The organism is Zoogloea sp. JDB1 (assembly GCF_056724025.1).
Genome location: NZ_CM161496.1, coordinates 629,118 through 655,207, shown reverse-complemented (window position 1 = coordinate 655,207; position 26,090 = coordinate 629,118). Strand labels below are relative to the sequence as shown.

At 65.2% G+C, this 26,090-nt stretch carries 22 protein-coding genes; 8 read left to right on the top strand and 14 right to left on the bottom strand.

Annotation, left to right across the window (positions count from 1 at the left end):
- Positions 1 to 148: 148 nt before the first annotated feature.
- The 3 genes from AC1PPK_RS02890 to AC1PPK_RS02880 form a co-directional block, all read right to left on the bottom strand.
- On the bottom strand, positions 149 to 3,298 hold the full coding sequence (locus AC1PPK_RS02890; RefSeq protein WP_481116348.1) for a DEAD/DEAH box helicase: 3,150 nt from the start codon (positions 3,296 to 3,298) through the stop codon (positions 149 to 151).
- A gap of 8 nt (positions 3,299 to 3,306) precedes the next feature.
- The gene (locus AC1PPK_RS02885; RefSeq protein WP_481116347.1) at positions 3,307 to 4,086 is read right to left on the bottom strand and encodes a hypothetical protein; all 780 of its coding nucleotides are present in this window, start codon (positions 4,084 to 4,086) and stop codon (positions 3,307 to 3,309) included.
- A gap of 172 nt (positions 4,087 to 4,258) precedes the next feature.
- Positions 4,259 to 5,242: a restriction endonuclease gene (locus AC1PPK_RS02880; protein WP_481116346.1), complete on the bottom strand. Its 984-nt coding sequence runs from the start codon at positions 5,240 to 5,242 to the stop codon at positions 4,259 to 4,261.
- Positions 5,243 to 6,212: 970 nt separating this feature from the next.
- Here AC1PPK_RS02880 and AC1PPK_RS02875 point away from each other — a divergent pair.
- On the top strand, positions 6,213 to 6,488 hold the full coding sequence (locus AC1PPK_RS02875; protein WP_481116345.1) for a hypothetical protein: 276 nt from the start codon (positions 6,213 to 6,215) through the stop codon (positions 6,486 to 6,488).
- A gap of 90 nt (positions 6,489 to 6,578) precedes the next feature.
- On the opposite strand, the gene blaOXA is transcribed toward AC1PPK_RS02875, so the two are convergent.
- From blaOXA to AC1PPK_RS02855, 4 genes are all read right to left on the bottom strand, one after another.
- Complete coding sequence (blaOXA, locus tag AC1PPK_RS02870; protein WP_481116344.1) at positions 6,579 to 7,352, bottom strand: class D beta-lactamase; 774 nt, start codon at positions 7,350 to 7,352, stop codon at positions 6,579 to 6,581.
- Between the two features lie 230 nt (positions 7,353 to 7,582).
- On the bottom strand, positions 7,583 to 8,809 hold the full coding sequence (locus AC1PPK_RS02865; protein WP_481116343.1) for a hypothetical protein: 1,227 nt from the start codon (positions 8,807 to 8,809) through the stop codon (positions 7,583 to 7,585).
- A gap of 42 nt (positions 8,810 to 8,851) precedes the next feature.
- The gene (locus AC1PPK_RS02860) at positions 8,852 to 9,289 is read right to left on the bottom strand and encodes a hypothetical protein (protein WP_481116342.1); all 438 of its coding nucleotides are present in this window, start codon (positions 9,287 to 9,289) and stop codon (positions 8,852 to 8,854) included.
- Positions 9,290 to 9,336: 47 nt separating this feature from the next.
- On the bottom strand, positions 9,337 to 11,376 hold the full coding sequence (locus AC1PPK_RS02855) for a methyl-accepting chemotaxis protein (protein ID WP_481116341.1): 2,040 nt from the start codon (positions 11,374 to 11,376) through the stop codon (positions 9,337 to 9,339).
- A 292-nt stretch (positions 11,377 to 11,668) separates the two neighbouring features.
- Between AC1PPK_RS02855 and AC1PPK_RS02850 the strand changes: the two genes are divergently transcribed.
- The gene (locus AC1PPK_RS02850) at positions 11,669 to 14,356 is read left to right on the top strand and encodes a cation-translocating P-type ATPase (protein ID WP_481116340.1); all 2,688 of its coding nucleotides are present in this window, start codon (positions 11,669 to 11,671) and stop codon (positions 14,354 to 14,356) included.
- Complete coding sequence (locus AC1PPK_RS02845) at positions 14,353 to 15,438, top strand: zinc-dependent alcohol dehydrogenase family protein (protein ID WP_481116339.1); 1,086 nt, start codon at positions 14,353 to 14,355, stop codon at positions 15,436 to 15,438. Before AC1PPK_RS02850 ends, AC1PPK_RS02845 begins: the two co-directional genes overlap by 4 nt.
- Positions 15,439 to 15,474: 36 nt before the next feature.
- Here the strand turns inward: AC1PPK_RS02845 and AC1PPK_RS02840 are convergent, their stop codons facing one another.
- Complete coding sequence (locus tag AC1PPK_RS02840; protein ID WP_481116338.1) at positions 15,475 to 16,404, bottom strand: LysR family transcriptional regulator; 930 nt, start codon at positions 16,402 to 16,404, stop codon at positions 15,475 to 15,477.
- Positions 16,405 to 16,522: 118 nt separating this feature from the next.
- On the opposite strand from AC1PPK_RS02840, the gene trxA reads away from it, so the two are divergent.
- Entirely contained in the window at positions 16,523 to 16,849 is a 327-nt protein-coding gene (trxA, locus tag AC1PPK_RS02835) for a thioredoxin TrxA (RefSeq protein WP_481116337.1), read from the top strand.
- Between the two features lie 158 nt (positions 16,850 to 17,007).
- On the opposite strand, the gene AC1PPK_RS02830 is transcribed toward trxA, so the two are convergent.
- Together AC1PPK_RS02830 and AC1PPK_RS02825 are read right to left on the bottom strand one after the other, a co-directional pair.
- Positions 17,008 to 17,232, bottom strand: coding sequence for a hypothetical protein (locus AC1PPK_RS02830; RefSeq protein ID WP_481116336.1), 225 nt, complete (start codon positions 17,230 to 17,232; stop codon positions 17,008 to 17,010).
- Between the two features lie 199 nt (positions 17,233 to 17,431).
- Entirely contained in the window at positions 17,432 to 18,319 is an 888-nt protein-coding gene (locus AC1PPK_RS02825; protein ID WP_481116335.1) for a tetratricopeptide repeat protein, read from the bottom strand.
- Positions 18,320 to 18,635: 316 nt separating this feature from the next.
- On the opposite strand from AC1PPK_RS02825, the gene AC1PPK_RS02820 reads away from it, so the two are divergent.
- From AC1PPK_RS02820 to AC1PPK_RS02810, 3 genes are all read left to right on the top strand, one after another.
- A complete protein-coding gene (locus AC1PPK_RS02820) occupies positions 18,636 to 21,029 on the top strand; it encodes a penicillin-binding protein 1A (RefSeq protein WP_481116334.1) in 2,394 nt (797 codons plus the stop codon).
- Positions 21,030 to 21,034: 5 nt separating this feature from the next.
- Positions 21,035 to 21,919, top strand: a complete 885-nt coding sequence (locus tag AC1PPK_RS02815) for a ketopantoate reductase family protein (RefSeq protein WP_481116333.1) — start codon at positions 21,035 to 21,037, stop codon at positions 21,917 to 21,919.
- A 177-nt stretch (positions 21,920 to 22,096) separates the two neighbouring features.
- Positions 22,097 to 22,408, top strand: a complete 312-nt coding sequence (locus tag AC1PPK_RS02810) for a BON domain-containing protein (protein WP_481116332.1) — start codon at positions 22,097 to 22,099, stop codon at positions 22,406 to 22,408.
- A gap of 231 nt (positions 22,409 to 22,639) precedes the next feature.
- Here the strand turns inward: AC1PPK_RS02810 and AC1PPK_RS02805 are convergent, their stop codons facing one another.
- The 3 genes from AC1PPK_RS02805 to AC1PPK_RS02795 form a co-directional block, all read right to left on the bottom strand.
- The gene (locus AC1PPK_RS02805) at positions 22,640 to 23,050 is read right to left on the bottom strand and encodes a response regulator (protein WP_481116331.1); all 411 of its coding nucleotides are present in this window, start codon (positions 23,048 to 23,050) and stop codon (positions 22,640 to 22,642) included.
- A 9-nt stretch (positions 23,051 to 23,059) separates the two neighbouring features.
- On the bottom strand, positions 23,060 to 23,317 hold the full coding sequence (locus tag AC1PPK_RS02800; protein WP_481116330.1) for a hypothetical protein: 258 nt from the start codon (positions 23,315 to 23,317) through the stop codon (positions 23,060 to 23,062).
- A 67-nt stretch (positions 23,318 to 23,384) separates the two neighbouring features.
- On the bottom strand, positions 23,385 to 23,726 hold the full coding sequence (locus tag AC1PPK_RS02795; RefSeq protein ID WP_481116329.1) for a BON domain-containing protein: 342 nt from the start codon (positions 23,724 to 23,726) through the stop codon (positions 23,385 to 23,387).
- Positions 23,727 to 23,944: 218 nt separating this feature from the next.
- Between AC1PPK_RS02795 and AC1PPK_RS02790 the strand changes: the two genes are divergently transcribed.
- Entirely contained in the window at positions 23,945 to 24,580 is a 636-nt protein-coding gene (locus AC1PPK_RS02790) for a response regulator (protein WP_481116328.1), read from the top strand.
- A 28-nt stretch (positions 24,581 to 24,608) separates the two neighbouring features.
- Here AC1PPK_RS02790 and AC1PPK_RS02785 read toward each other — a convergent pair whose 3' ends face one another.
- On the bottom strand, positions 24,609 to 26,003 hold the full coding sequence (locus AC1PPK_RS02785; RefSeq protein WP_481116327.1) for a CHASE3 domain-containing protein: 1,395 nt from the start codon (positions 26,001 to 26,003) through the stop codon (positions 24,609 to 24,611).
- Between the last annotated feature and the right edge of the window lie 87 nt (positions 26,004 to 26,090).

The following is a 26,090-nucleotide window of genomic DNA, read 5'->3' as shown; positions in this document are numbered from 1 at the left end:
GCGGAAGCGCCGGCTTTTTGGGAAATGGTGGGTTCTCGGCTTGAACGGACTTTCCAAAATACGGCTGACCATGGCTGCTTTACACAAAATTCCGGACTGTCAGGAGTAGGTATTTAGCGAACTGGAACCAATTTAGCGCTCCTACTTGTCAATCTAAGCCTTCCAGAATGCGCCATATCTTTCGATAGACTCGCCCCTTGTCTGAGCCAAGGGCACTAGTCCAGAAGGATGCATCAGAACTGCGGAGTACGTCACGAACTTCAGTCAGTGGGCGATGGCCGTTAGCCCTCATCTGAAAAGCCAAGGGTTCCGCTGCCATGCGTGGGATACCCAGTAATCGTAAAGCGATGGCATCCTCGTCAGATACTCCGTAATAAACTCGCGAAGCTAGGTTATTCAATAGTTGCCGCTCACCTTCGGGTATGTCACCACCAGTGATAGACAATAGCGCACCCAATCCCCATGCTGCGGTTTGCGTAAGCTTGCCAAATAGGTTCTGCCCACATTTGGTTAGCGCTTCGATCTCGTCTCGCCCATCTTTGGAGAAATGTCGCTGAGCAATATCGGGTAACGTTGAGCCTCCCACCCAGTCCTTGAGAATCAAAGCTAACTTATCCCCATTCGGCCCTGTGCTGCCAGTTACTTCTTCAAGGTTACCCCTCAGCTCTGGAATCTTTAGTAATACACCCATCATTTTTTCTAGCGTATCGCTCCCGCTTCCAAACAATGTTTGGGGGTTCCAGGCATCCCTTCCAATACCCTCTTGTCCAGCTGCGCTCATTGCCGTCTTAATGCTTTGCAATGAAAACCCCGTGCTGTCCACCAACTTCAAGGGCTGTCGTGGCTGGCTCAAATAATCTGCATAGGTGCGGATGCTGTCAAGTAAGCGCGTGGCCTGGTTTGCATTCGCTGCCCTAAGTTTTCCGAACCCAAATGTGCCACGCAAAATCTGCTCCATTTGATCGGGGAAGGATTGGGGGCACCCCATTTGCTGATAGGTATGCGCCAGATATTGAACGAATGCCGACCATTCAGGCTTGTGATAAACAATGAGGCCGAGGTCATCAAGAAGGTCTCCGGCTTCTGCCACAAGTTTAATCAACGCCGAATTAAGATCGCCGGTTTGTGCGCATATAAAGTCTTTAAGTTTGGTGGCTTTGACGTCACCATCTGCTGCTAGAGCAACCACCCCTAGGCTGCCTTGATCAACACGACCTGCACGACCCGCAATGTTCCAGAAATCTGCCGGAGGCATATCTTGCCCGTATGGATATTGGTGCGACGCCATGACAACTCCTGATACAGGGAAGTTGACGCCTTGGGCAATCGTCGTCGTTGCTACCAGATAATCCAGCTCCTCATTTTCAAATAACCATTCCATCAATGCCCGCGTGTCGTCAGACAAACCGGCATGGTGCACACCTATGCCATGGCTGAGCAAATCCACCAACGGGAAGTCTTGCCCCATTTCCAGCGCAAGAAACTCCTGCACCAACTTCACCTGTTCAGAAGGTGCTGGGCGACGGTTTGCGCCGTTCTTCATGGCTATGGCCAACGACCAAACCCAGTCAGGCCGCGAGTGCATAACAATTACCGGGCCTCGCTTCTTGAGTTGGTGTGCGGCAGCTACCGCCACTTCAGTCTGGCTTGAAATTTGACGGAAAGTTTTTTTGCAATTCGGATCTTTATCTAACGGTATCAACTCATCAATCGCCAATGTGGCACGAGTGGTATGCACCGTCTCCAGATTGAGCTGATAGTCGTAGCTTTTTCCTTTCAGGAGAGCACCTTTTTCGGGTTTCACAACACCGATGACTCGATCATTCGGCTGCCAATCCATAGCGAGGCTGATGTCGTCTGAATTAGTATCTCCAAGCCAGCGAGCCACTTCGCGGGCATTGCGGATGAATGGGGTCAATAACAGAAACTGGGCCATCCGGCACTCAGCATTGATCGTTGCCAGTAACAACTCCAGCTTGAGGCCTCGTGCTCCTTCCTGAATGTTATGAGCCTCATCTACCACCACGAGCGTCAACGGACGGCCTATCTTTGCTTCCCATCCCTGACGCAACATGAGGTCAAGCTTTTCGGGCGTAGTTACAAGAATACGAAACTCGCGAGCTTCGTCCCTTTCGCAAAGCAATTCCGACTCCACCCCATCAACCTCAAGCGCCGGACTAACTTGCTCTACCGCCACCCCGAGCGGTTCAAAATCACGCCGGAGCCTTCGTGCAACCTGACGAACCAAGGTGCGTGTGGGTGCAAGATAAGCTACCCAGCCACGTTCAAGATCAAACTGGTTCAACGCTTGCAGAATACGGAACTGGGCGATCAAAGTTTTCCCGCTGGATGTCGGCAGGCTTACCACTACGGCACGGCGACTAGAACCAAGCAAACCCTGCTCTGCCAATGCACGTCGCTGAGGCGGTAAGACGTCAAACAACACCTTGTCCCCTCTACCTTTTTCAACAAGGCTGCGGACAAATTTTGTGACACGCGAATTGACCGCGCGAGTGACTGTCCAGATGGAATTGTCTGCTAGTTGTCGCGCTGTTGCTGCCAGCAAACGGGCGAGAGGCTCCAGTTGAAAAGGTGTGCCGCGCTCGCATATCGCTATGGCGCGGTCGAAGTGCATATCGAGGAGATTGTGAACCTGATAATTACCCTCAACGACGCCATCGGTTACATAGAGGGCAAGTATTTCTGCCGCTTTCGCCAGGTGATACAGCGCCATCAATTCCAGTGCTGCGGCTTTGGCTCCGTGAGCCTCGGCGCCATTGAGATAGGTCGACTCGAAAGTTCCCTGCGCCTGGCGCAATATCTTGATGCGTTCCAGTACAGCATCCCGGTCTTCCCACCCTCGCTTGCGAATCAATCGCAGCCAAATATCGGAGATCGTACTCAATGTGCGCATCCGCCAATCCTGCGACTCAAGCTCTAATGTCGGCCAAGGCCGCTCGCGCAAGTTGCGCGCAGCATCTGCGCCCAGATCGCCCAACACGGCCAACGCAGACTGCCGCAAGCGCAGTTCGGCCTCAAGCAGCGTGGCATCCTTTGCGGGTAGTACGCGATAGAGCCGATAAGCATCGGCAGCACATTGCCGTAGCGTACTCAATTGTGCTACCTCGGCTGCGGGGTTCAGTAGCAAGTCCATCACCACGGTTTCCATGGTCAGGGCAACGCGCTCGATCAATACGTAATCGAACTCCTGCGGCAAGCTCGCAAGTTCAATCAAGACTTGCGCGCGTGCAGCCTCGTGCAAGGCTTTTCCTCGCATTTCACCGAGAGATTCGAGCATCCAGTGGCTCATAACACGCCACCTTGAATCCGAGTAGGAAGGCTGGCAATCGTGCAAGGAAGATAAAGCGCCAGCAAATGACACTTGGCGGGTTCTTTGACGATGGCTCCCAAATGCTTGCCGCGACTGTGAAGATCCTTTTCGTCGGGCAGGGTGTCACGCACCAATACGCCAAATAGCGACATTGCCTTATTGCCAGACTGAAGCAGCAAACTGACCGCCGCATTAAAGTGGGGTTCATTGTCATTGCCACGGCAGCGCGGCTGCAACCATCGAATCAGCGTATGCAATATGCCGATATCCGTTACCAAACTTTCTAACTGGTGGGGCATGCCATGGCGACCAGTCATGACATTCGGTGGAGTACTGCTGTCGGAAGAGCATTTAACTTCGCCCAACGCCAGTCGCGTCTCACTACCATAGGTTACGAATCCCACCAGGTCAGCGCCGGGAAGGCTCGCCAGTGGCGTACGTTTATCGCGCTCCATATTCCATGGCCAGACCATACGATGTTCGCGGCTAAGCCAAGCCTCGGCCACAGCCTCGCCTACCGCCCAGTCACGCTCTTCGGGTTGTTCGGCTTCCAATATGACTTGCAGACTGTCATGTGCAAATCCAGTAGAGGCAAGACTATTCAAGTGCGTGGCGAAATCAATTTTGCCAATGTCATCATGCAGGCGCGGCTTGACCTCATTCGCTATGAATTTGTCGAACTCCTCCCCATCGTCAAGCTGCAGCCCTTGCCAACTTGTTGTATTAATGGAGTTTCCATAAATTGGGGTACGCATAATCCCACAATGTTACCAAGTAGCTGTTTATCGAGTGGTGATTTTTTAGGGCTTCTGAGTGTCAAAAGACTCAAAATAGCGTGCGTCTGAGAACTTAAGCTAAGCGGAAGCCAATCATGAATGCGACAAATGGTTGCTTAGGCCGAATATCGGACTCCATCTGATTCTCCCTTCACCTCTCCCTCCTCATCCCAATTGTCTGCCGACACCGCGGATAATTAAAACACCCCCAAAACCCCGCCTTCCCCTTGCTCCCCGCCACCGCCCGCATCTTTATCCCGCAGCTCGGGCAGGTCGGCACCTTGTAATCCCCTTCAATTGCGAAATTAAGCAGCTCCTGCCGCACACCCTCCGGTAAGCGAAGAATCATCATCAGGAACATCTCGCCGTCGATCAGCGTGATGCGGTTGGCTTTGGCGATTTCTTTTGCGTCGGGGGTGAAGCCGCCGCTGGTCATGAAGAAGGCTTTGGGGATCTTTTCGTGGGTCATCACGCCGAGCAGTTCGCGCACGGGTTTGACGCCGACGAGGCGTTCGCCCCAGGCCTTGCACTGGACGATGGCGGTGCATTTGCCTTTATCGGTTTCGGTGGCGTTCTGGAAGAGGCGGATGTCGATGCCGCCGTCCGGGCCGAGGGGCGTGGTGGCGCTGCGGATGCCCTTGCCGGCGTAGAAGCGCTGGCAGACGTCCTCGAAGCGTTTCCATTCCAGGTCGCGGATCAGGCCGATGCTCCAGGCGGTGGGGCAGGCGTCGGCAGCCTGGGGTTCCAGCGCGGTGGCGGAGATGACGGGGCTGTCGTCCTCTGTGGCCGGGTGCTGGAGGCTGGGCTCCTTATGGTAGAAGACTCGCGCATGCACGGGGCCGCTTGCCGGCTTCGGCGCGGGGGTGGGAGCGGCGGCTTCGGCGGCCTTCTTCGCGATGATGACGGCGCGGATATAGGCGAGCAGGGAAATCAGCAGCAGGGCGCCGCCGGCCAGTTCGGCGAAGGACGAGAAGGCCAGGGCCAGTGGCTGGAGGAACATGTTGCCGGCGCCGTAGGCGGGCAGGGCCCATTTGAGGCCGGCATAGACCACCACGGCCAGTACCGCACTCACCGGCCATGGGGCGTTGAGCAGGTCTGCCAGCGCGGAGTGTTTGCGGTAGCGTTTGCGGGCCATCAGCGGAGGATTCCCTTTCTCCGCCGCACGGCGCCGGTGATGGCTTGCCGCAGGGGCGCATCCTGCTCGGAGCGCAGTGTGATGTGGGCGGCGAGCGGCAGCAGCAGGGCTTTCATTGCATCCGGGTATGTCGTGGCGATGGGGGAGATATCGCACGGCATGCGGTCGCCTCGCTACGGAACATTTCACATTTCTTGAATTTGGCAGAGACGGCAGGGGTTTGGTGTTTTCGTCGTCCTCGCGAGGGGCGCTGTGGGCTGTTTGATGCGCCGATTTGAACTGTCGGTGCTCAGAGATGAACTTCTGATGCCGGGATTTGAGCTTGAGCTGCGCGGACTTGAACGTTTGTCCCTCCGATTTGAACTTTCGTCCCTCGGACTTGAACTTTCGCAGCGCCGACATGAACCCGCGGGGCGTGGATTTGAACTGTCGATGCGGTGATTTGAACTTGTGCAGTCCGGACTTGAACCGGTTCAAGTGCGGGCTGAACCGGTTCAACGCCGATTTGAACTCTCGGTGCCCGGAGGGGCGAGAGTTCAAATCGGAACGGCGTGCACCTCACTGGGCGCCGAAACCTGTCCGCACCTTTCCTTGACGCTTCGGCGATCCCCGGCCGATACTCCGGCCGTCGCTGAGACAACAGCGAACGGGTTTCGCAGCCCGACCATTCCTAGGCGGACAATTCAAGCCGCGCCGCGGCTTTTTTCGTTCGTACGCCCTTGGTGCGCCCTCAATGGCGGGCCGGGCGGGGAGGCTTCGGCCTGCCGGTTCCTAGGATGCCGGTCTGCGAACCCCGCTTTGGCCCGCCCCCCGTTTCGCAGCGGGAGGCGGATGAATCCATATCCTAGGAGTCCCGCATCATGGCTTTGTCCATCTCGGCGTGCGCCGGTCCGCACGCGCCCGTGCATCATGCCTTCGTAATTTTCCCGTTGCCTCGGCAACGCGTGTGGAGCGAGGGGAGAGCGCTGCGATGAGTACGCCGCTCAGTTTTCCGGCGCCTGCCGGTCCGCTCTACCTGTTGGCAGAGGATGCCAATGCGCTGGCCCTCGTCGATCAGTTGTCCGCCCGTCAGGTGCAGTTGCAGTCCCTGCTGGCGATGACCTATGGCGATGCGGGCGACGCCTTCCGCCGGCTCAATCCGACGCTGCAGGACAATTACCTGTGGGCCTGCTCGATGATGGCCCGGGAGGTGGGGGATCTGTTTGCTGCGTTGCGGGCGAGGCAGTCGGGAGATCCACTCGACTGACCGGCAGAGGGCCGGGATTGGCGCGGTGCGCGGGCATCTGCAATCGATGCGCCGCGGGCTGCAGGGTGGGCGGAGAGCATCCGCCCGCCATCAGCGGAAGGCGCCCTTTTCCTCCAGCGCGGCGCGGGTGATGGCCTGGCGCAGGGGCAGGTCCTTGTCGGAACGCAGGTTGAGGTTGGTAGCGAACAGCCAGACTTCGCCTTGGCGTTCCACGTAGCCCACGTACCAGCCGATCTGCGGCTGGCTGCGGGCGGCCCAGCCGGTCTTGGCGTAAAGGCGGTAGCTGGGGGCCCGTTCGACGAGCATCACGTCCTGCAGCACCTGGTAGGCGTGGGCGCCGAAGGGGGGTTGCCGTTGCGAGACTTTTTTCAGGAAGGTGACTTGTTCCTGTGCGCTGATCTGTAGTTGGTCGGTCAGCCAGAAGGTGGTGAGGTCGAAGGGTTCGGCGAGAACGCCGTAGCCGACCTGGCGGAGGTAGCGGCGGTAGGTGTCGGTGCCGACCTTGCGGGCGATGCCCTGGTAGCACCACACGCAGGAGACCTTGAAGGCCGAGGCGAGGGTCTGGTCCCGGTTCCAGTCGGGCATCTCGCGCTCGCGGCCGTCCCACTTGAAGGGGGTGTCGCGGTCGGCGACGACCCATTCCTGGGCGGCGATCAGCGTGTTGAGGATCTTGAAGGTGGAGGCGGGTGGATAGCGCCGGGCGGCGCGGGCGTCGTTATGGATGTAGGTCTGGCCGCTGGGCAGGGCGGTGACGATCATCGTGCCTTCCACGCCGTGGGCCTGGAAGATCCTGGCGATGCCCTCGTCTTCGGCCTGGGCCAGCATGGGGAGTGCGAGGGCGAACATCAGCAGCAGGGGTTTCATTGCGTACGGCTATGTCGTGGCGATCGGGGATGTATCGCACGGCATCCGGCGCGCCCGCTACGGAACAGTTCACATTTTGCCGATTTGACTGGAGGCGTGCATGTCCGACGCGGCTCCCCCGGATTCAGACCGCCATCGCCTCCAGCGCCGGGCTGACGCGCTTTGCGCTGCAGCTCGGGCTGGTTTGAGGCGTGTAGCCGCTCGATCGGCGCGTTGCCGGGGGCGTCGAATCAGAACACCACGTCGTAGGTTGCGGTGAGCAGGCGCGCGTTGCCGAAACGGTTGAAGCCGTCCACGGTGTAGTTGGGGCCGCTGCGGTCCTTCTGGAAGTCGAGCTGGACCTTGACGGCGCTGGAGGTGGTCAGGTCGTAGCGCAGCGTGAGGGACTCGGTGCGGTGGGCTTCCTGGCCGTCCGGGTCGGCGCCGGCGGAGATCTCGGCCTGGCTGCGGTAGTTGGACACGGTGACCATCGGCGTCCACTTGCCGAGGCGGTAGCCGACGCCGAGGATCTGCGCGCGGTCGGTGTAGCCCATCACGTCGTTGTGGGCGATGCGGATGAACTCGCTGCGCACCAGCACGTTCTCGTAATCCACGTTGAAGCTCACGCCGTAGATCTGCTGCTTGCCGGCCGGCGAGCTGAAGGACGTATCGGCGTCGATGTAGCTGCCGAAGGTCGGCGAGCTCGGATCGGCGTCGAGGGAGCCGCTGACGTTCTTCTGGCGGACCTTCGACTGCAGATAGACGAGGCGGGTCTCGAACCAGTCCTTGGTGAGGGTCAGGTCGCCGCCGACGATGTTGTCCCAGCGCACATCGGTGCGGTTGTTGCGGCCACGGTAGACCTTCCAGTAGCCGCTGCGGTCCTTCGCCTCGTAACCGGCGAGCAGGTTGGCGTTGGCGTCCCAGCCGCTCCACTGGCCGCGATAGGCCAGGTTCATGCCGTTGTAGTTGACCGCTTCCCAGCCATACAGCTGCGGCGGCAAGTGGGTCCACGGCAGGGCCACGCCGATGTCCTGGGTGTCCGAGTAGTAGAACATCGGGATGCGCTTGCGGCCGGCCTGCAGCGTGAAGCTGTCGTTCACCTTGAAGCTGGCGTACAGCCATTCGAGGTTGATGGCCCCCTCGCGGGCGCCGCGGGAGACCAGCTGGCCGGTGACCGAGAAGCGCCGGTCGGGGAAGGTGGCGACGCCCTGCACGCCGAGCTTGGAGTCGGGCTTCCATTGCACGCCGCCCTTGCCCTCATAGACGCCGCCCTGGGCGTAGTCGGAAACGAAGACCGGCTTCTTGAAGTCGCTGACGGTACCCGGGGTGCCGCCCAGCATGTGGCCCAGGCCGAGGGTCATGAAGCCGGAGCCGGCGAAATCGACGCCGCCCACTTCGACGGCCGACGCCGGCGCACTGGCGCACAGCAGTACCGCCACGGACAGGGCCGCGGCGCAGGGGATGTTGCGGAAAGACATGGAACCTCCAGATGCGAATTCGGTAAAGGACGCGGCGCGGCCTCAGTGGACGGTCAGGACGACCTTGACGGTGGCGTCGGCGGCGGCTTTCTCGACATAGCCGATGCCGCCGGGGGCGGCCGCGACGGCCTTCTTGACCGCCGCGCTGTTGGCCGCCTCGGGCGGTGGCGTGCCCTTGCCGGTGAAGGCCAGCTTGGACCAGTAGGCCTTGGCCTGGGCGGCGGACTTGCCGGTGATCTTGGTGTAGAACTCGTCGCGCAGCGGGCTCGCCTCGGGCTGGTCCTGCGGTGCGGCGGCCGCGCCGCCGGGCAGGCTGGCGGCCTTGCCGAGGAACACATCGGCGACCTGCTCCTTGGTCATCGCATCGGGGCCGCCCTTGCCGACGATCACCACCATTTCGGCCGCGGCGCCGTGGGCGGCAAGAATGCCCAGCAGGCACAGGCCCGTCTGCAGCTTGCGCTGCAATCCGTCTAGAAACATGACACTCCCTTGTGTGCGTTGTTGTTGCCCGCGCGGGCAGGCTGGTATCAGAAACTGGCGTTCTTCTTGAAGAAGTCGAAACAGCGGCGGATGGTGTCGAGTTCCGCTTCGCCGACCCCGGTGAATTCGATGCCGTACTCGTGCTTCGCACCATCCCGGCCGCTACGCACGATGCGTCCGGTGAGGCGCACCGGCGCCTGGCTGGCGTAGCGCTCCAGGTTGTCGTCGGGTACGAAGAGGCCGAGGCTCACCGGCTGCTGCGGGTCAACCGCCTGGCTCAGGCTGAGGCGCAGGCCACCGAGGGAGAAATCGGCACAGACGCCCTCCTGGCGGACGCCTCTTTGTTCGACCTTGATCAGCAGGCCATGGCGTGCGCGTGGAGCCCGGCGCTGCTCGTTCTCCACCGGCAGGATCTGGGTGCCGCTGGCGAAGCTGAAGCCGGCCATGATGTCGGTGAGGCGGCTTGTTACGTCGCGGAGGTCTTCACCGATGGCCGCCGTGGTGTCCACCTTGGTGGCGCTCTCGCGCAGCGTCGAGAAGAGGGTCTCGGTGGTCGATTCGAGCAGCGAGAAGCGGTCGAGCTGCTGGTGGCTGGACGACGCGATGCCCTGGATCGCCTGCGCCGAATCCACCGCGTTGCTGGCCATGCCCTCGATGGAGCCGCTGGTCTTGTGTGCCTCGTCCTGGGTCAGGTCCACCTGCTGGACGACCTCGTTCATCGTTCCCGACACTTGCTGCACCTTGGTGGACAGCTGGTCGATGATCAGGCCGACTTCGCTGGCCGACGCGGTGGTGCGCTCGGCCAGCTTGCGCACCTCATCGGCGACGACGGCGAAGCCGCGTCCCTGCTCGCCGGCGCGGGCGGCCTCGATGGCGGCATTGAGGGCCAGCAGGTTGGTCTGCGCGGCGATTTCCTTGATCGTGTTGACGATGGAGTGGATCTGGCGGGCGGATTCTTCGAGTTCGAGGATCTCGCCGGCGGCGCGGCTGACCTGCGCCGTGGTCTGCTGCATCGAGCTGATGTTCTGGCGCACGCTGGCCAGTCCGTCGCGGGACAGGGCTTCGACCACCGACGCGCGCTCGGCGGCCTGGCTGGCCTGGCTGCGCACTTCTGCGGAGATCTGGTGCAGCTGCAGCATGGCGCCGGACACTTCGTCGGAGCGGCTGCCCTGCTGGCGGCTGACGCCGGAGATTTCGTTGGAGATCTTGGAGATCTGGTAGGCCGACTGGCCCATGTGGCGGCTGCATTCCTCGATCTCGCGGAGGATGCCGGCCAGCCGGTCGCGCATGGTCTTGATGGCGAACAGCAGACTGCTGCGGTCGTCGCGGCCGATCTGCACGTCCACACCGAGTTGCCCCTCCGAGATGCGGCGGGCGATCTCGGCCGCGTAGGCCGGTTCGCCGCCCATCTGGCGCAGGATGCTGATGGCGACCAGCGCGCCGAGTACCAACACGGCCAGCGTCGCTCCTGCGCCGACCGCGAGCATGCCCTGCTGGGCGAGTTCGGTGGCCCGTTCGGCCGATTCGGTCTGGCTGGCGACATTGCGGGCATTGATGTCCACCAGCTGCATCAGGTTTTTTTCGGCGGCCAGATAGGGTTTGCGCTGGGCGCCGCCGAGCAGGTAGTACTTCTGGAAGAGTTCCTTCTGGCGTGCCGCGTCGTGATTGGCGGCAAGGGTGCGGATCAGCTCGATGATGTCCTGGTCCACCTTCTTCCAGGCCGTCCATTCCTTCACGAAGGCCTGCCACAGGGCTTCTTCCTCGGCTGAGCGGGGAATCGCCTCGTAGCGCTTCCAGACGCCTTCGACGTTGGCCCACAGGGTCTGCTTGTCGCGGGCGATGGCTTCGAACTGGTCCTGGGCGTCGGGATCGCTTTCCCACAGCGCGACTTCGTAGGTGCTCGACTTGAGGGCGACCTGGACCTCCCGCAGGCCCTGGATGGCGATCACCGCCGGCAGGCGCTGGCGGCCGAGCTCCTTGACGCCGCTCACGCCTTCGCGGATACCTGCCAGGCCGGTCAGGACCGCGATGATCAGGGCCACGATGGCCACCGCCCCGAGCGTCAGCAGTTTCTGACGCAGACTCATTCGTGCAAGCATCGTGTTGTTCTTTCTATGTTGTCGGCGTGCCTGTCGCTGCGTGGCGAATTCCTGTCCCCTACAGGAATCTGCGGCTGGATTACCTGCCGCAAGCTCACTGCCCGGCGCTTTTTCGGCAGTGAAACTGTCACCTTTAGCATTTCCTTCGTATTTATCGGAAATTCACGCGACCCGGGAATATGTCGTACACGAGGCTTTGCGGTGTTGACGCAGGTCGTATCGGCCGCGTGCGGCTAGTCGTAAAGTAGGCGCTGGTCCGCTCCCGTCCGGTGCGCCTGCGATGAAAATCCATCAACTGTCCGTTTCCGATGCCCTCGCCAGTGTGCGCAGTTCGGCGCAGGGGCTGGACGCGGCCGAGGCGGCGCTGCGGCTGGCCGAGTACGGTCCGAACCGGGTCGAGCCGCTGGCGACGGAGCCGGCCTGGTTGCGCCTGCTGAAGGAATTCACGCACCTGTTCTCGATCATCCTGTGGGTCGCCGCCGGGCTGGCCTTCCTGGCCGACTGGTTCGACCCGAGCCAGGGCATGGCCCGCGTCGGCTGGGCGGTGGTGCTGGTGATCCTGGTGTCGGGGCTGTTCTCCTTCTGGCAGGAACTGCGCGTCGAGCGCACGCTGGCGGCGCTGCAGGGTCTGCTGCCGCAGCAGGTCGATGTGCTGCGCGGCGGGCAGCTCGTCCGCGAGCCGGCCGAAAGCCTGGTGCCCGGCGATGTGATCGCCCTCGCCCAGGGGGATAACGTGCCGGCCGACTGCCGCCTCATCGAAGCCTTCGGCCTGCGCCTCAACCGCGCGACGGTGACCGGCGAGTCGCGCCCGCGCAGCTGCGAGCCCGGGCCGTCCACCGAGGAGCAGGCCTTCGACGCGCGCAACATCCTGCTGGCCGGCACCTCGGTAGTGGCCGGGCAGGGGCGGGCGGTGGTCTACGCGACCGGCGGGCACACCGAGTTCGGGCGCATCGCCCACCTGACCCAGTCGGGCGTCGGCGAAGATTCGCCACTGCGCCGGGAGATCGCCCGTCTCAGCCGCGGCATCGCGCTGCTGGCGCTGGCCATGGGCACCGGCTTCTTTATAGTCGGACGCATCACCGGCGTGCCCTTCTGGCGCGACACCATCCTGTCCCTCGGCATCATCATCGCGCTGGTGCCGGAGGGCCTGCTGCCGACGCTGACCCTGGCGCTGGTGCTGGCCGCCCAGCGCCTGGCGCGGCGCAACGTGCTGATCCGCCATCTGCCGTCGGTGGAGACGCTGGGCTCGGTGACGGTGATCTGCACGGACAAGACGGGCACGCTCACCGAGAACCGCATGCGTGTCGAGCGTCTGTACCTCGGCGGGCAGATCATCCCGCTGGATGCACTGACACCGGGCCAGGTGGCTGGGCACGCGCTGTTCTTCCGTGTTGCGCGCTGGTGCAACGATCTGGGTGAAAGCCGCGGCGCCGGCGTGCCGGTCTTCAGCGGCGACCCGCTGGAGATCGCGCTGGCCGAGCTCGCCGAGCGCCACGCGCCCCAGCCCGCCGCATCGCTGCGCAGCGACGAATGGCCCTTCGATTCGGAGCGCATGCGCCAGGCGGTACTGTTCGATGCGCCGGACGGCCGCCTGCTGGTGTGCAAGGGGGCGCTGGAAAGCGTGTTGCCTCTGTGCTCGGAGATCCACGGGGCGGACGGCGGGTCGCCCCTCGACGAGGCTGGCCGCGCCGCCATCCAGCGTGCCCAGGAGGCCCTTGCCGGCGAAGGCCTGCGGGTCATCGCGCTGGCCTTCCGCCGGCCGCCGGCGGATTGCCCGCGGGACGAGATGGAGAGCCAGCTCATATTTGCCGGCCTGGCCGGCATCGCCGATCCGCCGCGGACCGACGTGGACAGCGCCATCGCCACCTGCCACGCGGCGGGCATCAAGGTGATCATGGTGACCGGCGACCATCCTTCCACCGGCCTCGCCATCGCGCGGCGCATCGGCCTGGTGCGCGGCGAGGCCCCGCGGGTGGTCACCGGCGCCGAGCTGCGCCGCCTGCACCGGGCCCAGCTGCAGCTGGCCCTTGACGCGCCGGAGATCCTGTTCGCCCGCGTCGCCGCCGACCAGAAGCTGCGCATCGTCGAGGCCCTGAAGGCCAAGGGCCAGGTGGTGGCGGTGACCGGCGACGGCGTCAATGACGCGCCGGCCCTGCGCGCTGCCCACATTGGCATCGCGATGGGGCGCAGCGGCACCGACGTGGCCAAGGAGGCCGCCGACATGGTGCTGCTCGACGACCACTTCGCGAGCATCGTGAATGCCATCGAGGAAGGCCGCGCGGTGTTCCAGAACATCCGCAAGTTCCTCACCTACGTGCTGGTGCACAACGTGGCCGAGCTGGTGCCGACGCTGGCCTTTGCGCTGTTCCGCATCCCGCTGCCGCTGACGCCGGTGCAGGCGCTGGCGGTGGACATGGGCACCGACTCGCTGACCGCGCTGGGCCTCGGCGTCGAGCGCGGCGATCCCTTTCTGATGCAGCATCCGCCACGCTCCCGCAAGGAACGCCTGTTGAGCCTGGCCGTGGCGCTGCGCGCCTACCTGTTCCTTGGCCTGTTCGAGGCCGCGGCGCTGCTCGCGGTGTTCTTCCAGGTGCTGCATGGCGGCGGGTGGACTTATGGCGTCGAGCTGCCGGCCGGCAGTCTGCTGTACCGCCAGGCCACCACCGCCAGCCTGGCGACCATCGTGCTGCTGCAGATCGTCAACGTCTTCCTGTGCCGCAGCGCGGTGCGCTCGGTGTGGGCCACCGGGCTCGGCGGCAATCCGCTGATCCTGTGGGGCGTGGCGCTGGAGGCCGGCCTGCTGGCGTTGATTGCCTGCACGCCATGGGGCAACGCGCTGTTCGGCACTGCGCCGCTGCCCTGGCCGGTGTGGCTGGATCTGCTGCCGTGGGCTGCCGGCATGCTGGTGGTGGAGGAGGTCCGGAAGTACGCGCTCCGCCGCTGGCTGGCGCTGCGGCAACTGCCATGAGCGGCGTGCTCGCTCCGTCCTTGTCCGTCTTATCCCTTCATGATCTGGAGGCCATCGCGATGACCGAATTCCTTCCCGCCACCATGCGCGCCATGGTCCTGCACCGTCCCGGTGAGGCGCTGAGTCTGGAGCGCCGTCCGGTGCCGCGTCCCGGCCCAGGGCAGATCCTGATCCGCGTGGAAGCCTGCGGCGTGTGCCGCACCGATCTGCACCTGATCGACGGCGAATTGCCCGAGCCGCGCCTGCCCATCGTGCCGGGCCACGAGATCGTCGGCCGCGTGGTGCTGACCGGCGACGGCGTGGCGGGCTTCCAGGCGGGCCAAAGGGTCGGCGTGCCGTGGTTGGGGTGGACCTGCGGCACCTGCCGCTACTGCACCAGCGGCCGCGAGAACCTGTGCGACGCGGCGCGCTTCACCGGCTACCAGATCGACGGTGGCTACGCCGACTACACCGTGGCCGATGCCCGCTACTGCTTCCCGCTGGCCGACACGGCGGTGTTGCCGGCAGCCACCGATCTGGCGCCGCTGCTGTGCGCCGGGCTGATCGGTTACCGGGCGCTGCGCCTGGCCGGCGACACCGAGCGGGTCGGCATCTACGGCTTCGGCGCGGCGGCCCACATCATCGCCCAGGTGGTCCGCCACCAGGGGCACCGCTTCTACGCCTTCACCCGCCCCGGTGATGTGGACAGCCAGGCTTTCGCGCGCCAGCTCGGCGCGAGCTGGGTCGGCGACGCGAGCCAGATGCCGCCCGAGCCGCTGGATTCGGCGCTGATCTTTGCGCCGGCCGGGCCACTGGTGCCGGCGGCGCTGCGTCATCTGGAGAAAGGCGGGCGGCTGGTCTGCGCCGGCATCCACATGAGCGATATCCCCGGCTTTCCGTATGCCGACCTGTGGGGCGAGCGGCTCATCCGCTCGGTGGCCAACCTGACCCGCCAGGACGGCCTCGAATTCCTCGAACTGGCGCCGCGCATTCCGGTGAAGACGGCGGTGACGGTGTTTCCGCTGGAAGAGGCCAATACGGCGCTGGCGCGCCTGCGCCGCGGCGAGCTGCAGGGTGCGGCGGTGTTGAGGCTGCAAGACTGACGGAGGGAAGGCCGGCCCGCCGCGTTCCCCGCCGTTTCAGGGCCGGCGCAGCGTGGAGCGCAGCTGGATGCCGTCGTGCTCGCCGAAGAGTTCGGCGATCCAGTCCACGAAGACACGAATCTTGCCCGACAGGTGGCGGTTCTGCGGATAGACCAGGTTGAGCGGCACCGGCTCGGGAAACCAGTCGGCCATCACCAGCTCCAGGTTGCCGCGCTCCATCGCGTCCTTCAGTACGAAGGCCGGGATCTGCGCGATCCCGAGGCCTGCCTCGGCGGCCGCCACGTAGCTGTTCTCGTCGTCGAGGGCGATATGGCCATCAAGGGACACCTGGATGCGCTGGCTGCCCTTGGCGAAGACCCAGTCGATGATCTTGCCGGTGCGCGGCAGGAAGTGGTTGATGCAGCGGTGCTGCGTCAGGTCGTCCGGATGGCGTGGCGTGCCGTGCCTGGCCAGGTAGGACGGCGCCGCGCAGGTGGCGAAGTAGAGTTCGCCGATGCGACGGGCGACGAGGCTGGAGTCTTCCAGTTCGCCGGTCCACAGCGCGCAGTCGATGCCTTCCTCGATCAGGTCGGCGCGGCGTTCGCTGCAGCCCAGCTCAAGCTCGATCTCCGGATAGCGCTCGAAGAAGCCGGGCAGCGCCGGCACGATCACCGAGCGCGCGATCAGCGTCGGCACGTTGACGCGCAGCTGCCCGCTCGGCGTGGCGTGACGCTGGGCCAGGGATTCCTCGGTCTCGTGCACGGCGGCGAGGATTGCCACGCAGCGTTCGTAATAGGCCGCACCGTCCGGTGTCACGCTGATCTGGCGCGTCGTGCGGTTGAGCAGTTTGACGCCGAGGGTCGCTTCCAGCTTCTGGATCAGCGTCGTCGCTGTCGCCTTGGGCAGGCGCAGGCTGTCGGCGGCACGGGTGATACCGCCGCTTTCGACGACGCGGACGAAGACTTCCATGGCCTGCAGCTTGTTCATTGTTCAGTATTTTGAATGATCAATTCGGGTTTTGCCTGTTGAATCGATAAAACACGAACAATAGACTGGGGGCCTTCCGGTTCAAGACACCGGTTCCCCCTCTTCAACGGAGTACAGCATGAGCGACGCAATCAAGCACGTTACCGATTCTTCCTTCGAAGCCGATGTCCTGCAGTCGGCAAAGCCGGTTCTGGTCGATTACTGGGCCGAGTGGTGCGGCCCCTGCAAGATGATCGCCCCGGCACTGGATGATGCGGCCGTGACCTTCGCCGACCGCCTGGACATCGCCAAGATCAACATCGATGAGAACCAGCAAGTCCCCAGCCAGTACGGTGTGCGCGGCATCCCGACGCTGATGCTGTTCAAGGAAGGCCAGGTCGTGGCGACCAAGGTCGGCGCGCTGTCCAAGTCCCAGCTGGCTGCCTTCATCGAAGCCAACCTGTAAGACTGGCTGGCCGGCGGGCCATGGCCCGCCGATCGCGGCTACCCGTGGGTGGCCGCAGGCAGCACAAAAAAACAAAGGCCCGTCGAATGGACGGGCCTTTGTTCTTCCAGCGGGTCTTGCCGGGAGGATCTCCCGCAAAACCCGCGGTACAAGCTGTCTTACTTGGCAGCTTCGGCGGGAGCGGCAGCCGGGGCAGCAGCTTCAGCCTTCTTCGCAGCAGCCTTCTTGTGCTTCTTCTTGGCCGGGGCCTTCTTGGCGGGAGCCGGGGCAGCAGCCGGAGCGGCGGCGGCAGCGTCGGCAGCCGGGGCAGCGGCGGGGGCTTCAGCCAGGGCGACGGAAGAGAAGGCAGCGGCGATAGCAAGAGCGACGAGCTTGTTGATCATGGAAGTTCTCCTTGAACGGTTGATCTTTTGTGGCACCGTCGAAACGCGGTGCCTGCCTGTTCAAACGCGCCTGGGTGACTGACGTTGACACGAATGTGGCCGTTTTTTCATTGAAATGGCAGATCGCGTCATAAGCGGGCCGCATGCCTCTCATGGCAACGTCGGGCCGCCCCAGGTTTCCTTGCCTCCCCACGGGGGCTCAGTTCCAGTCGCTGTCGTCGCCCGAGCTGTCGTCCCACGACGAGTTGTCGGAGACCCCGAAGTCGGTGCCGCCCATGTCGTTGCGGTCCACCTCCGGCGTGCCCAGGTCCAGATTGCCCAGGTTGCTGTTGTCCGGCGACACGGCGGGGTCGCGCGACACGGGCTTGCCGTCCTTGTCGAGGAAGTGGTGCATCAGCGCCTCGCCGGCCACCATGCCTGCACCGACCGCCGCGCCGGTGGCGAGGCCGCCCATGACCCGCGAGCCGAGGCCGGGCTGGCTGGGTGCCGGGGCGCCGCCGTAGCCGCCGGCATAGCCTCCGCCGCCGCCGCCATAGGGGGCGCCACTTGCGCCATAGGGCTGCAAGCCGCCACCGTAGGCCGCGCCGCCCATGGCGGGCTCCGCGTTGCGGCGTGCCATGAAGCGGGCCACGAAGACGATGAAGGCGATCAAACCGACACCGGTCAGCAGCAGCCCCCACGGGACGGAGGAGTGGGCGACGGCGGGCGCGGCCGGCTGAAACGGGGCGGCGCTGGCGCCACCTCCCATCGTCTTGTGGCTGCCGCCGAGGATGCCTTTCAGCTCCTGCACCGCCTGGGGTTTGGCGAAGGGCAGGCCGGGGGCCAGCTTCTCGGCGGTCTGCAGTTCGCTCTCGGCTTTGTGCAGCTGGCCTTGCTTGGCGAGCAGCTCGGCCTCCACGTAGTGGGCCTTGCCGCTGTTGGGGTGAGCCTGCAGGACTTCGCGCATCATCGACTGGGCGTCGTCCAGCTTGCCGGCTTCGGCGGCCTGGTAAACCTGGTGCAGGCTGGGTTCAGCGGCTAGGACGGTGCCACTCATGAAGGTGGTGGCGGCAAGCATCATCAGGCCGATCAGGGTTTTTCGGGACATCGAGGTTTCCTTCCTGTCGTTCCGGGTTCGCGGGGGCGCAGCGTGGCGCCCGAGGGCATCGTCAACCGACGGTACCGTGCATTTCGCAAAATAAGGACGCAAGGAGCCGGACTCAAGATGGGTTTTGCAACAAAACGTGTGCTGCAATGCGGTGGGCAGTGCGCCTGCTGGCGTGTGAACGCGCCATGGGCAGCCAGCAGCATGGGATGGCAGTGAATTCGGCGGCGCCTCATTTCCGCCACACATGGGCGGCGAAGGGGTGCCCGATCTGTGTTAAAACGCGTTCCACCCGAGCACAGTCCGTGATTCGCCCCTGATGCCTCTACCCGCTCTTTCCGCCTTGCTGACGCAGGCCGTCGCCCGTGTCCGTCCCCTCGTCGAACGTCTGCGCCATCCCACCCGTCGTGGCGTGCTGCTGGCGGTGGCTGCACCGCCGGCGCTGCTGCTGGCCTACGCGCTGATCCTGATCCCCTTCACGCCGGGCATCAGCGACATCCGCAAGGCCAAGGTGGAGCAGCCGGCGCGGGTGCTGTCGGCGGACGGCAAGGAGTTGGCAGTGTTCAAGTGGGCCAACCGCCAGTGGGTGGGGCTGGCTGACATCTCACCGCAGGTTACCGCGGCCCTCATATCCACCGAGGACCACCGTTTCTACGAACACCACGGCATCGACTTCTACCGTCTCGGCGGTGCGGCGCTGCGCACCTTCTCCGGTGACAAGCAGGGCGGCTCGACGCTGACTCAGCAGCTCGCCCGCAACCTGTTTCCTGACGACATCGGCCGTGCGCCGACGCTGACCCGCAAGCTGAAGGAGGCGATCACTGCGCTGAAGATCGAGGCCTTGTACTCCAAGGACGAGATCCTCGAGACCTATCTCAACACCGTGCCCTTCCTTTACAACGCGTGGGGCATCGAGATGGCGGCGCGGACCTACTTCGACAAGTCGGCCAAGAGCCTCGATGTGCTCGAGAGTGCGACGCTGGTCGGCATGCTGAAGGGCAACAGTTACTACAACCCAGTGATCAACCCGGAGCGCGCAGCGACCCGCCGCAACACCGTGCTGGCGCAGATGGTCAAGCACGGCAAGCTCGACGAGAACCGCCTGGCCGCCCTGCAGAAGAAGCCCCTGCGCCTCGACTTCGAGCGCCAGCTGGAGGCGCCCGGCGCCGCACCGCACCTCGCCCAGCAGTTGCGCAAGTGGTTGATCGCCTGGGCCGACCGCAACGATTACAACGTCTACGCCGACGGCCTGGTGGTGCGCACCACCATTGATTCCCGCCTGCAGGCCCAGGCCAACCAGGCTGTGCAGCGTCGCGGCCGCCAGTTGCAGGTGCTGGCCGATCAGGCCTGGAGCGGTCGGCGCGGCTGGACCGGCAGCCCGGAGCTGGTGGACGCCTTCATCAAGGAGTCGAAGGAATACCGCAGCGCGCTGGCCGCCGGCCAGGCGCCGGAGGATGCCCTAAAGCGCCTGCGCGCCGACCGCGCCTTCATGGACGCCCTGCGCCGGGACAAGACCCGCGTGCAGGTCGGCTTCATGGCCCTCGACCCGCGGGACGGTCAGGTGCGTGCCTGGGTCGGCAGCCGCGACTTCGTGCAGGACCCCTTCGACCACGTGGCCCAGGCGCGCCGCCAGCCCGGCTCGACCTTCAAGCCCTTCGTGTATGGCGCGGCCTTCGACAAGGGCATGAGCCCGGACGACACCATTGTCGACCAGGAGGTCGAGATCCCGCTGCCCGGCGGCGAGGTGTGGCGGCCCAGCGACGATGGGGCACCGAGCGGGCGGGCCATGAGCCTGCGCGACGGTCTGGCCTATTCGAAGAACACCATCACCGCCCAGCTCATGCAGAAGGTCGGCCCGGCCCGTGTGGCCAAGCTCGCCAGGGCGATGGGCGTGCGCCAGAGCCCGCTGGAAGAGGTGCCGTCGCTGGCCCTCGGCACGAGCCCGGTGACGCTGAAGGAGATGGTCACGGCCTACGGCAGCATCGCCAACGGCGGCAGCTTCATCGAGCCGATGCTGGTGACCCGCGTCGAGAACAGCGAAGGCAAGGTGCTGGAGGAGTTCGCCCCGGCCACGCCGCAGGAGGTGCTGCCGCCGGCCACCGCCTACACCTTGATCGACGTGATGCGCGGCGTGGTGAACCGCGGCACCGGCGTCGGCATCCGCAACCAGTTCGGCATCCGCGCCGACGTGGCCGGCAAGACCGGCACCACCCAGGACAACACCGACGGCTGGTTCATCCTGATGCACCCGCAACTGGTGGCCGGTGCCTGGGTCGGCTTCAACGACAATCGGGTGACCCTGCGCAGCGACTACTGGGGGCAGGGCGCCCACAGCGCGCTGCCGATAGTCGGCGATACCTTCGGCTACGCGCTGCGCAGCCGCCTCATCGACCCGAAGGAGCGCTTCGAGTCGAAGGCCCAGCCGGGCCTGCTGGCGCGGGCCTGGGAGTGGCTGTCGACGGGGCTGCGCGACTGGTGGCAGGGCCTGTTCAAGCGGCCCGAGCCAGCGCCCGAGGCACCGCCGCACCGCATCAAGCCGGTCGAGCCGGAGGCCCCGCCGCCGGTGCCAGCGGTGCCGCCGCCCGATGAGCCGCTGCCCGTGCCGGCCTTGCCGGAGCCGTCGCCGGACAGCACACCGCCCGCGCCGCCTGCCGACACGCCGGCAGCGCCGCCGCCGACGGTGCCCAGCCTCGACCCGTCGTCCGGGCACTGAGCGGCATGGGCACATTCCGTTTTCCCCTTGCGATCATCGGTGCCGGCGCGCTGGGCCTGCATTTCGCGGCCCGCCTGGCGGCGCAGGGGCCGGTCGCCGTCGTTGCGCGCAACGAGCAGCGGGCGGCCGTGTTGCGGGCCGGCGTGGAGATCGGCGCACAGCGTTACGTGCCGGACGTCTTTGCACCGGAGGACGCGCCCGCCGCCGACTGGGTGCTGGTGCTCGTCAAGGCCGCCGACACGGCGGACGCGGCCCGTACGGCGCGGGCGATGGCACCGCGGGGCGTGCTGTCCCTGCAGAACGGACTGATTGGTGAAATGCTGGCCGCGGGCTGCGGTGCCATCCCGGCCGACCAGGGCATCACTACCGAGGGTGCCTTCCGCGACGGTGAGCGCGTGGTGCCGTCCGGCGCGGGGGAAACCCTGCTGCCGCCGGGCTTCGAGGCAGTTGCGGCGGCCCTGGCGGCAGCCGGCTTCAGCGCCCGCATCGAGCCGGACATCGCCGCTGCGCGCCTCGCCAAGCTGCTGGTGAATGTGGCCATCAACCCGTTGGCAGCCCTGTTCCGGGTGCCCAACGGCGCGCTGCTGGAGGCGCCGCACAGGGTGCTGCTCGACGCGCTGGTGGACGAAGCCTGGCCGGTGCTGCGCGCTGTCGGCCTGCAATTTGACCCGGCGGCTGCACGCGCGCGGGTCCACGCCGTGGCGACGGCCACCGCCGGCAACCGGGCCAGCATGCTGCAGGACGTGCTGGCCGGCCGGCGCACCGAGATCGACGCGATCACCGGCACGTTACTGGCCATGGCGGCGGCACAAGGCATCCAGGTGCCGACCCATCAGGCGGTATTCACGCTGGTGAAGCGCCTCGAAGGTCGCCCTCCGGCGTTCTCCTGAGTCTCCGGGGCCACTGGCGGCCGCCGTACAGGCAGGACTCCTCCTACATCGCTATCGGCTGCGTCGGACAGGGCATTGCTACGCCAGGCCCTATATTCAAGTCACCCTGACCGGCATCGCGTGCCGGGTACATTCGTCTCCCGGCGCTCCGCGATGCCACATTCCAAGGAGGCAGCAATGAAGCACACCATCGCCACGCTTGTACTGTCCGGCCTGCTGGGTATTACCGCTGTGGGTTGCGCGGTGACCCGTGAACAATCCACCGTGGGTGAATACCTGGACGACGCAACGATCACCACCCGCGTCAAGGCCAAGTTCGCCGAGGATCCGAAGGTGAGCGGCATGGCTATCGGGGTGGAAACCCTGAAGGGTGTCGTACAGCTGTCCGGCTTCGCCAAAACCGCCGTCGAGCGGGGCCGGGCCGAAGAGCTCGCGCGTGGTACGCCGAGCGTGAAGGGCGTGATCAACGACATCGTCATCAAGCCGTGACGCTTCCAGCCTGGGGCGGCCTGATCGCTCCAGGTTGTGGAAGGCCCCCAAATAAGGACGCCGGCGCTCGAAGAGTCGCCGGCGCTTTTTTGGGGGCAGCCAGGAGCGTGCCGTGGGTCAGCCCCGAGCGGCACAGGGCGCCGAAGGTGGCGACTATGAACAAGGACCCTGTGGGGGCGAGTGAACTTGCCCCCACAGGGGAGTAAGGGGGAGTAAGGGGGAATGCGTCGATCAGCCAGGATGGGAGCCGGGCTCGTCGGCGGCGGCGTGCACGTAGGCGAGCAGTTCGTCGAGTTGGAAGGATTTGTCGAAGAAGGCCTGTGCGCCGAGCATGCGGCAGCGTTCGCGGACGAGGGGGTGGGTATGGTTGGAGAACACCACGGCGCGAGGCACGTCCGCGCAGGCCGGCATGCCCTGCAGCGCGGCGAGCACCTTCAGGCCGGTGCCGCCGCGCAGCTCCAGGTCGATGATGGCCAGATCGGGGTGGAGTTGGCGCAGGAGGTCGATGGCCGCCGGCTCATTGTCGGCGGAGCCGATGATCTCGACGCCGCCGGCGTCCGCCAGCATCTCGGCGAGCAGGTCGCGCAGGGCGAGCGAATCCTCGATCAGCACGACCCGCACGGGTCTGTGGGCGCTGGCCATGATGGCGGCTCAGTAAAGGGCCCCAGGTGAGCGGCATTCCTGCAGCACGCTCCAGGCCGATGGACCGAGCATGCGGTACACCGCGCCGATGTCACGCACGCAGGGCTCCGGTGGGTTCGTGGCGGGCATATGACGGCTGCTGCCGAACAACATGCCGCCGCACAGTAGCAGGCTGCCGAGCAGGCAGGCGTGTACTGTCCAGTCCCATTCGCCGGGCGGAGCCCAGGCATGGCCGCGTTCGAGGCGGGGGAAAGTGGCGTGGATCATGGTCGTCTCCAGGAAGAATGGGACGGGGACGGGGACGGCAAGCGGCCGGGCTGGCCGGCCGCCGCGTTTAACGCTGGATGATGATGTCGTTCCTGACGTCCTTCACGCCCTGGGTGCTCCGGGCGATTTCCTCGGCGCGCATCTTCTCCTTGGCCGATGGCGTGAAGCCGGACAGCTGGACCACGCCGTTGTGGGTCTCGACGCCGATCGCGGTGATCCGCACGGTCTTGTCCTCGGCGTGGCGGGCCTTGACGTTGGCGGTGATAGACGCGTCGTCGATGAACTGGGCCGTAGAGGACTTGTCCGTCTCGTGGGCGACCGGTTGGGGTTCGGCGGCCTGGGCGAGGCCGGCGGCGGCCAGGCTCAGGGTCGTGGCGACGAGCAGTCGGGCGAAGGGCTTGCTGTACATGGCGGTTCTCCTTGCATATCGAGTGGGTATGTCCGGGAGGCGGCCGGGACTGCCGCGCTTCCACGGTTTCCACTTTATGCGGCGGTTGCGCAGCGGGCTGTCCGACAAGGGCGGAAGGCCGTGTAGGACTGCGCTGGCACGCATGTCGGAGTCCATGGGCTGTGCCGTGGGTGCGGGCTGACTACAATGGAAACTGTTGAATATGCTGAAAGGACACCATGCTCCGCTTGGCCATCGTCGATGATCACAGCATTGTGCGTGCCGGCTTCCGGGAAATGCTGGTGGACGAACTGGGCGTCCACATTGCCTTCGAGGCGGCCTCCGGCGAGGAGGCGCTGGAGAAGCTGCGCGAGCAGGAGTGCGATGTGCTGCTGCTCGACCTGTCCCTGCCCGGCAAGAGCGGTGTCGATGTGCTGCGCGTGGTGCGCCAGCGCCACGCCGACCTGAAGGTGCTGGTGCTCAGCGGTTTTCCGGAGGAGCGCTACGCGCTGCCGATGCTCCGCCACGGGGCCAACGGCTACCTGTGCAAGGACTGCGAACGGGACGAGTTGCTGAAGGCCATCCAGACGGTGGCACGGGGGCGGCGCTACATTTCGGGTCGCACCGCCGAACTGTTGGCCGACGACCTGGCCGGGGAGTCCTCCGCGCCGGCCCACGAGAGCCTGTCGGAGCGGGAGCTGCAGGTCTTCCTGCGGCTGGCCCGCGGTGAATCGGTATCGGGCATCGCCGAGGCGCTGAACCTGAGCGTCAAGACGGTCAGCACCTATCGCTCGCGCCTGCTCGAAAAACTGGCCCTGGCCAGCAACGCCGAGCTGGCGGCCTACGCGCTGCAGCACGGCCTGATGGTGGCCTGACGGGGTGCGACTGCGGCACGCCGCCGTGTCAGGCCGGGCGGGGCTGCAGCGGCATGCAGGCCTCGATCGTGCAGCCCTTGCCCGGTGCCGCCGTCACCGTCAGGCGGCCGCCGAACATCTGCACCCGGTGCTGCATGCCGGCCAGGCCATGGCGGTTGAGCATCGGCGAGTCGGCGTCGAAGCCGACGCCGTCATCGCGGATCCACAGCTGCAGCTCGCCGTCCGCCACGTCGAGGCCGAGTTCCACGTGGGCGGCATGGGCGTACTTGCGGATGTTGGTGAAGGCTTCCTGGGCGATGCGGAACACCGCCAGGGCCTGGTCCTCGGTCGGGTCGGGATCGGTGTCGGGCAGCAGGCGTTCCACCGGGACTTCGCGGCTGAAGTCGTCGGCGAGGGCGCGCAACGCCTCCACCAGGCCGAGGCCCTGCAGCAGTGGCGGGCGGAGGTCGTCGATGAGGCGCCGCTTGAGGGTGATGCCGGAGCCGATGGTGTCGATGAGGCGCTTGAAACGGTCGCGGATGTCCTGCCCGGCGGTCGGGCCGAGGCTGCGCAGCAGCCATGCCGCATCCATGCGGGCGGCGGTGAGGAGGGCGCCCAGCTCGTCGTGCAGTTCCCGCGCCAACCGGCCGCGCTCCGCTTCGCGGGCATTGGTGAGGTAGCTGGCCAGGTCGCTCAGCTCCCGCGTGCGCTGGCTGACCGTCGATTCGAGCATGCTGTTTTCGTCGGCCAGCAGCCGGGCGATGCGGGCGCGCAGGCGGGCTTGTTGCTGCTGGACGCCGAACAGCATGATGAGCAGCCCGAGGGCGCCGACGGCGAGGGCCGTGACGGCCGTCTGCATGTGTTGCAGGCGCTGCAGGGAGTCGCGGGTCAGCTGTGCGTTGCTGACCGCGCGGCGCTCGTGCAGCGTGGCGATCGACAGGCGGATCTGGTCCATGAAGGCCTTGCCGGGGCCGGCCTGCTCGGGGCTTCCCGTGTCCTCGATGTCGCCGGAGGCGACGGCCTGGGCGAGGTGCTGGCGCTTGAGGGTGACCAGTTTTTTGAGTACCTCGAACTCGTCGCGGTCGGCGCTGTCGGCTGGAAAGTCGTCTTCCATCGCGGCCAGAAGATGGTCGACGCGGGTTTCGCTGTCCCGGTAGGGTTCCAGGTAGTCGTTGTTGTGGGTCAGTATGTAGCCGCGCACACTGCTTTCCGCATCCACCATGGTCAGCAGCAACAGGTCCAGGCGGTCCAGTCGGGCGCGGTTCTCCTGTACGGTGTGGACGGCTTCGAGGCCCAGGCGGGAGTGGTCGCGGCTGGTCGCCAGCAGCGTCAGCACGATGGTGCAGCCGGCCAGCAGCAGTGCGAAGGGCCAGTAGCGCAGTGCCCGCATGTGCGCGCGCAGGTCGGCGAAACGGGGTTTTCCGCTGGAAAGGGGATTGGGCATGATTTCTACAGCCGGCTGGAGGAGGTGCGGGGCGGGCTTTCCTGCCATCGTGCGCGTGCATGTCGGACAGTACCGGCGGCGTGACGG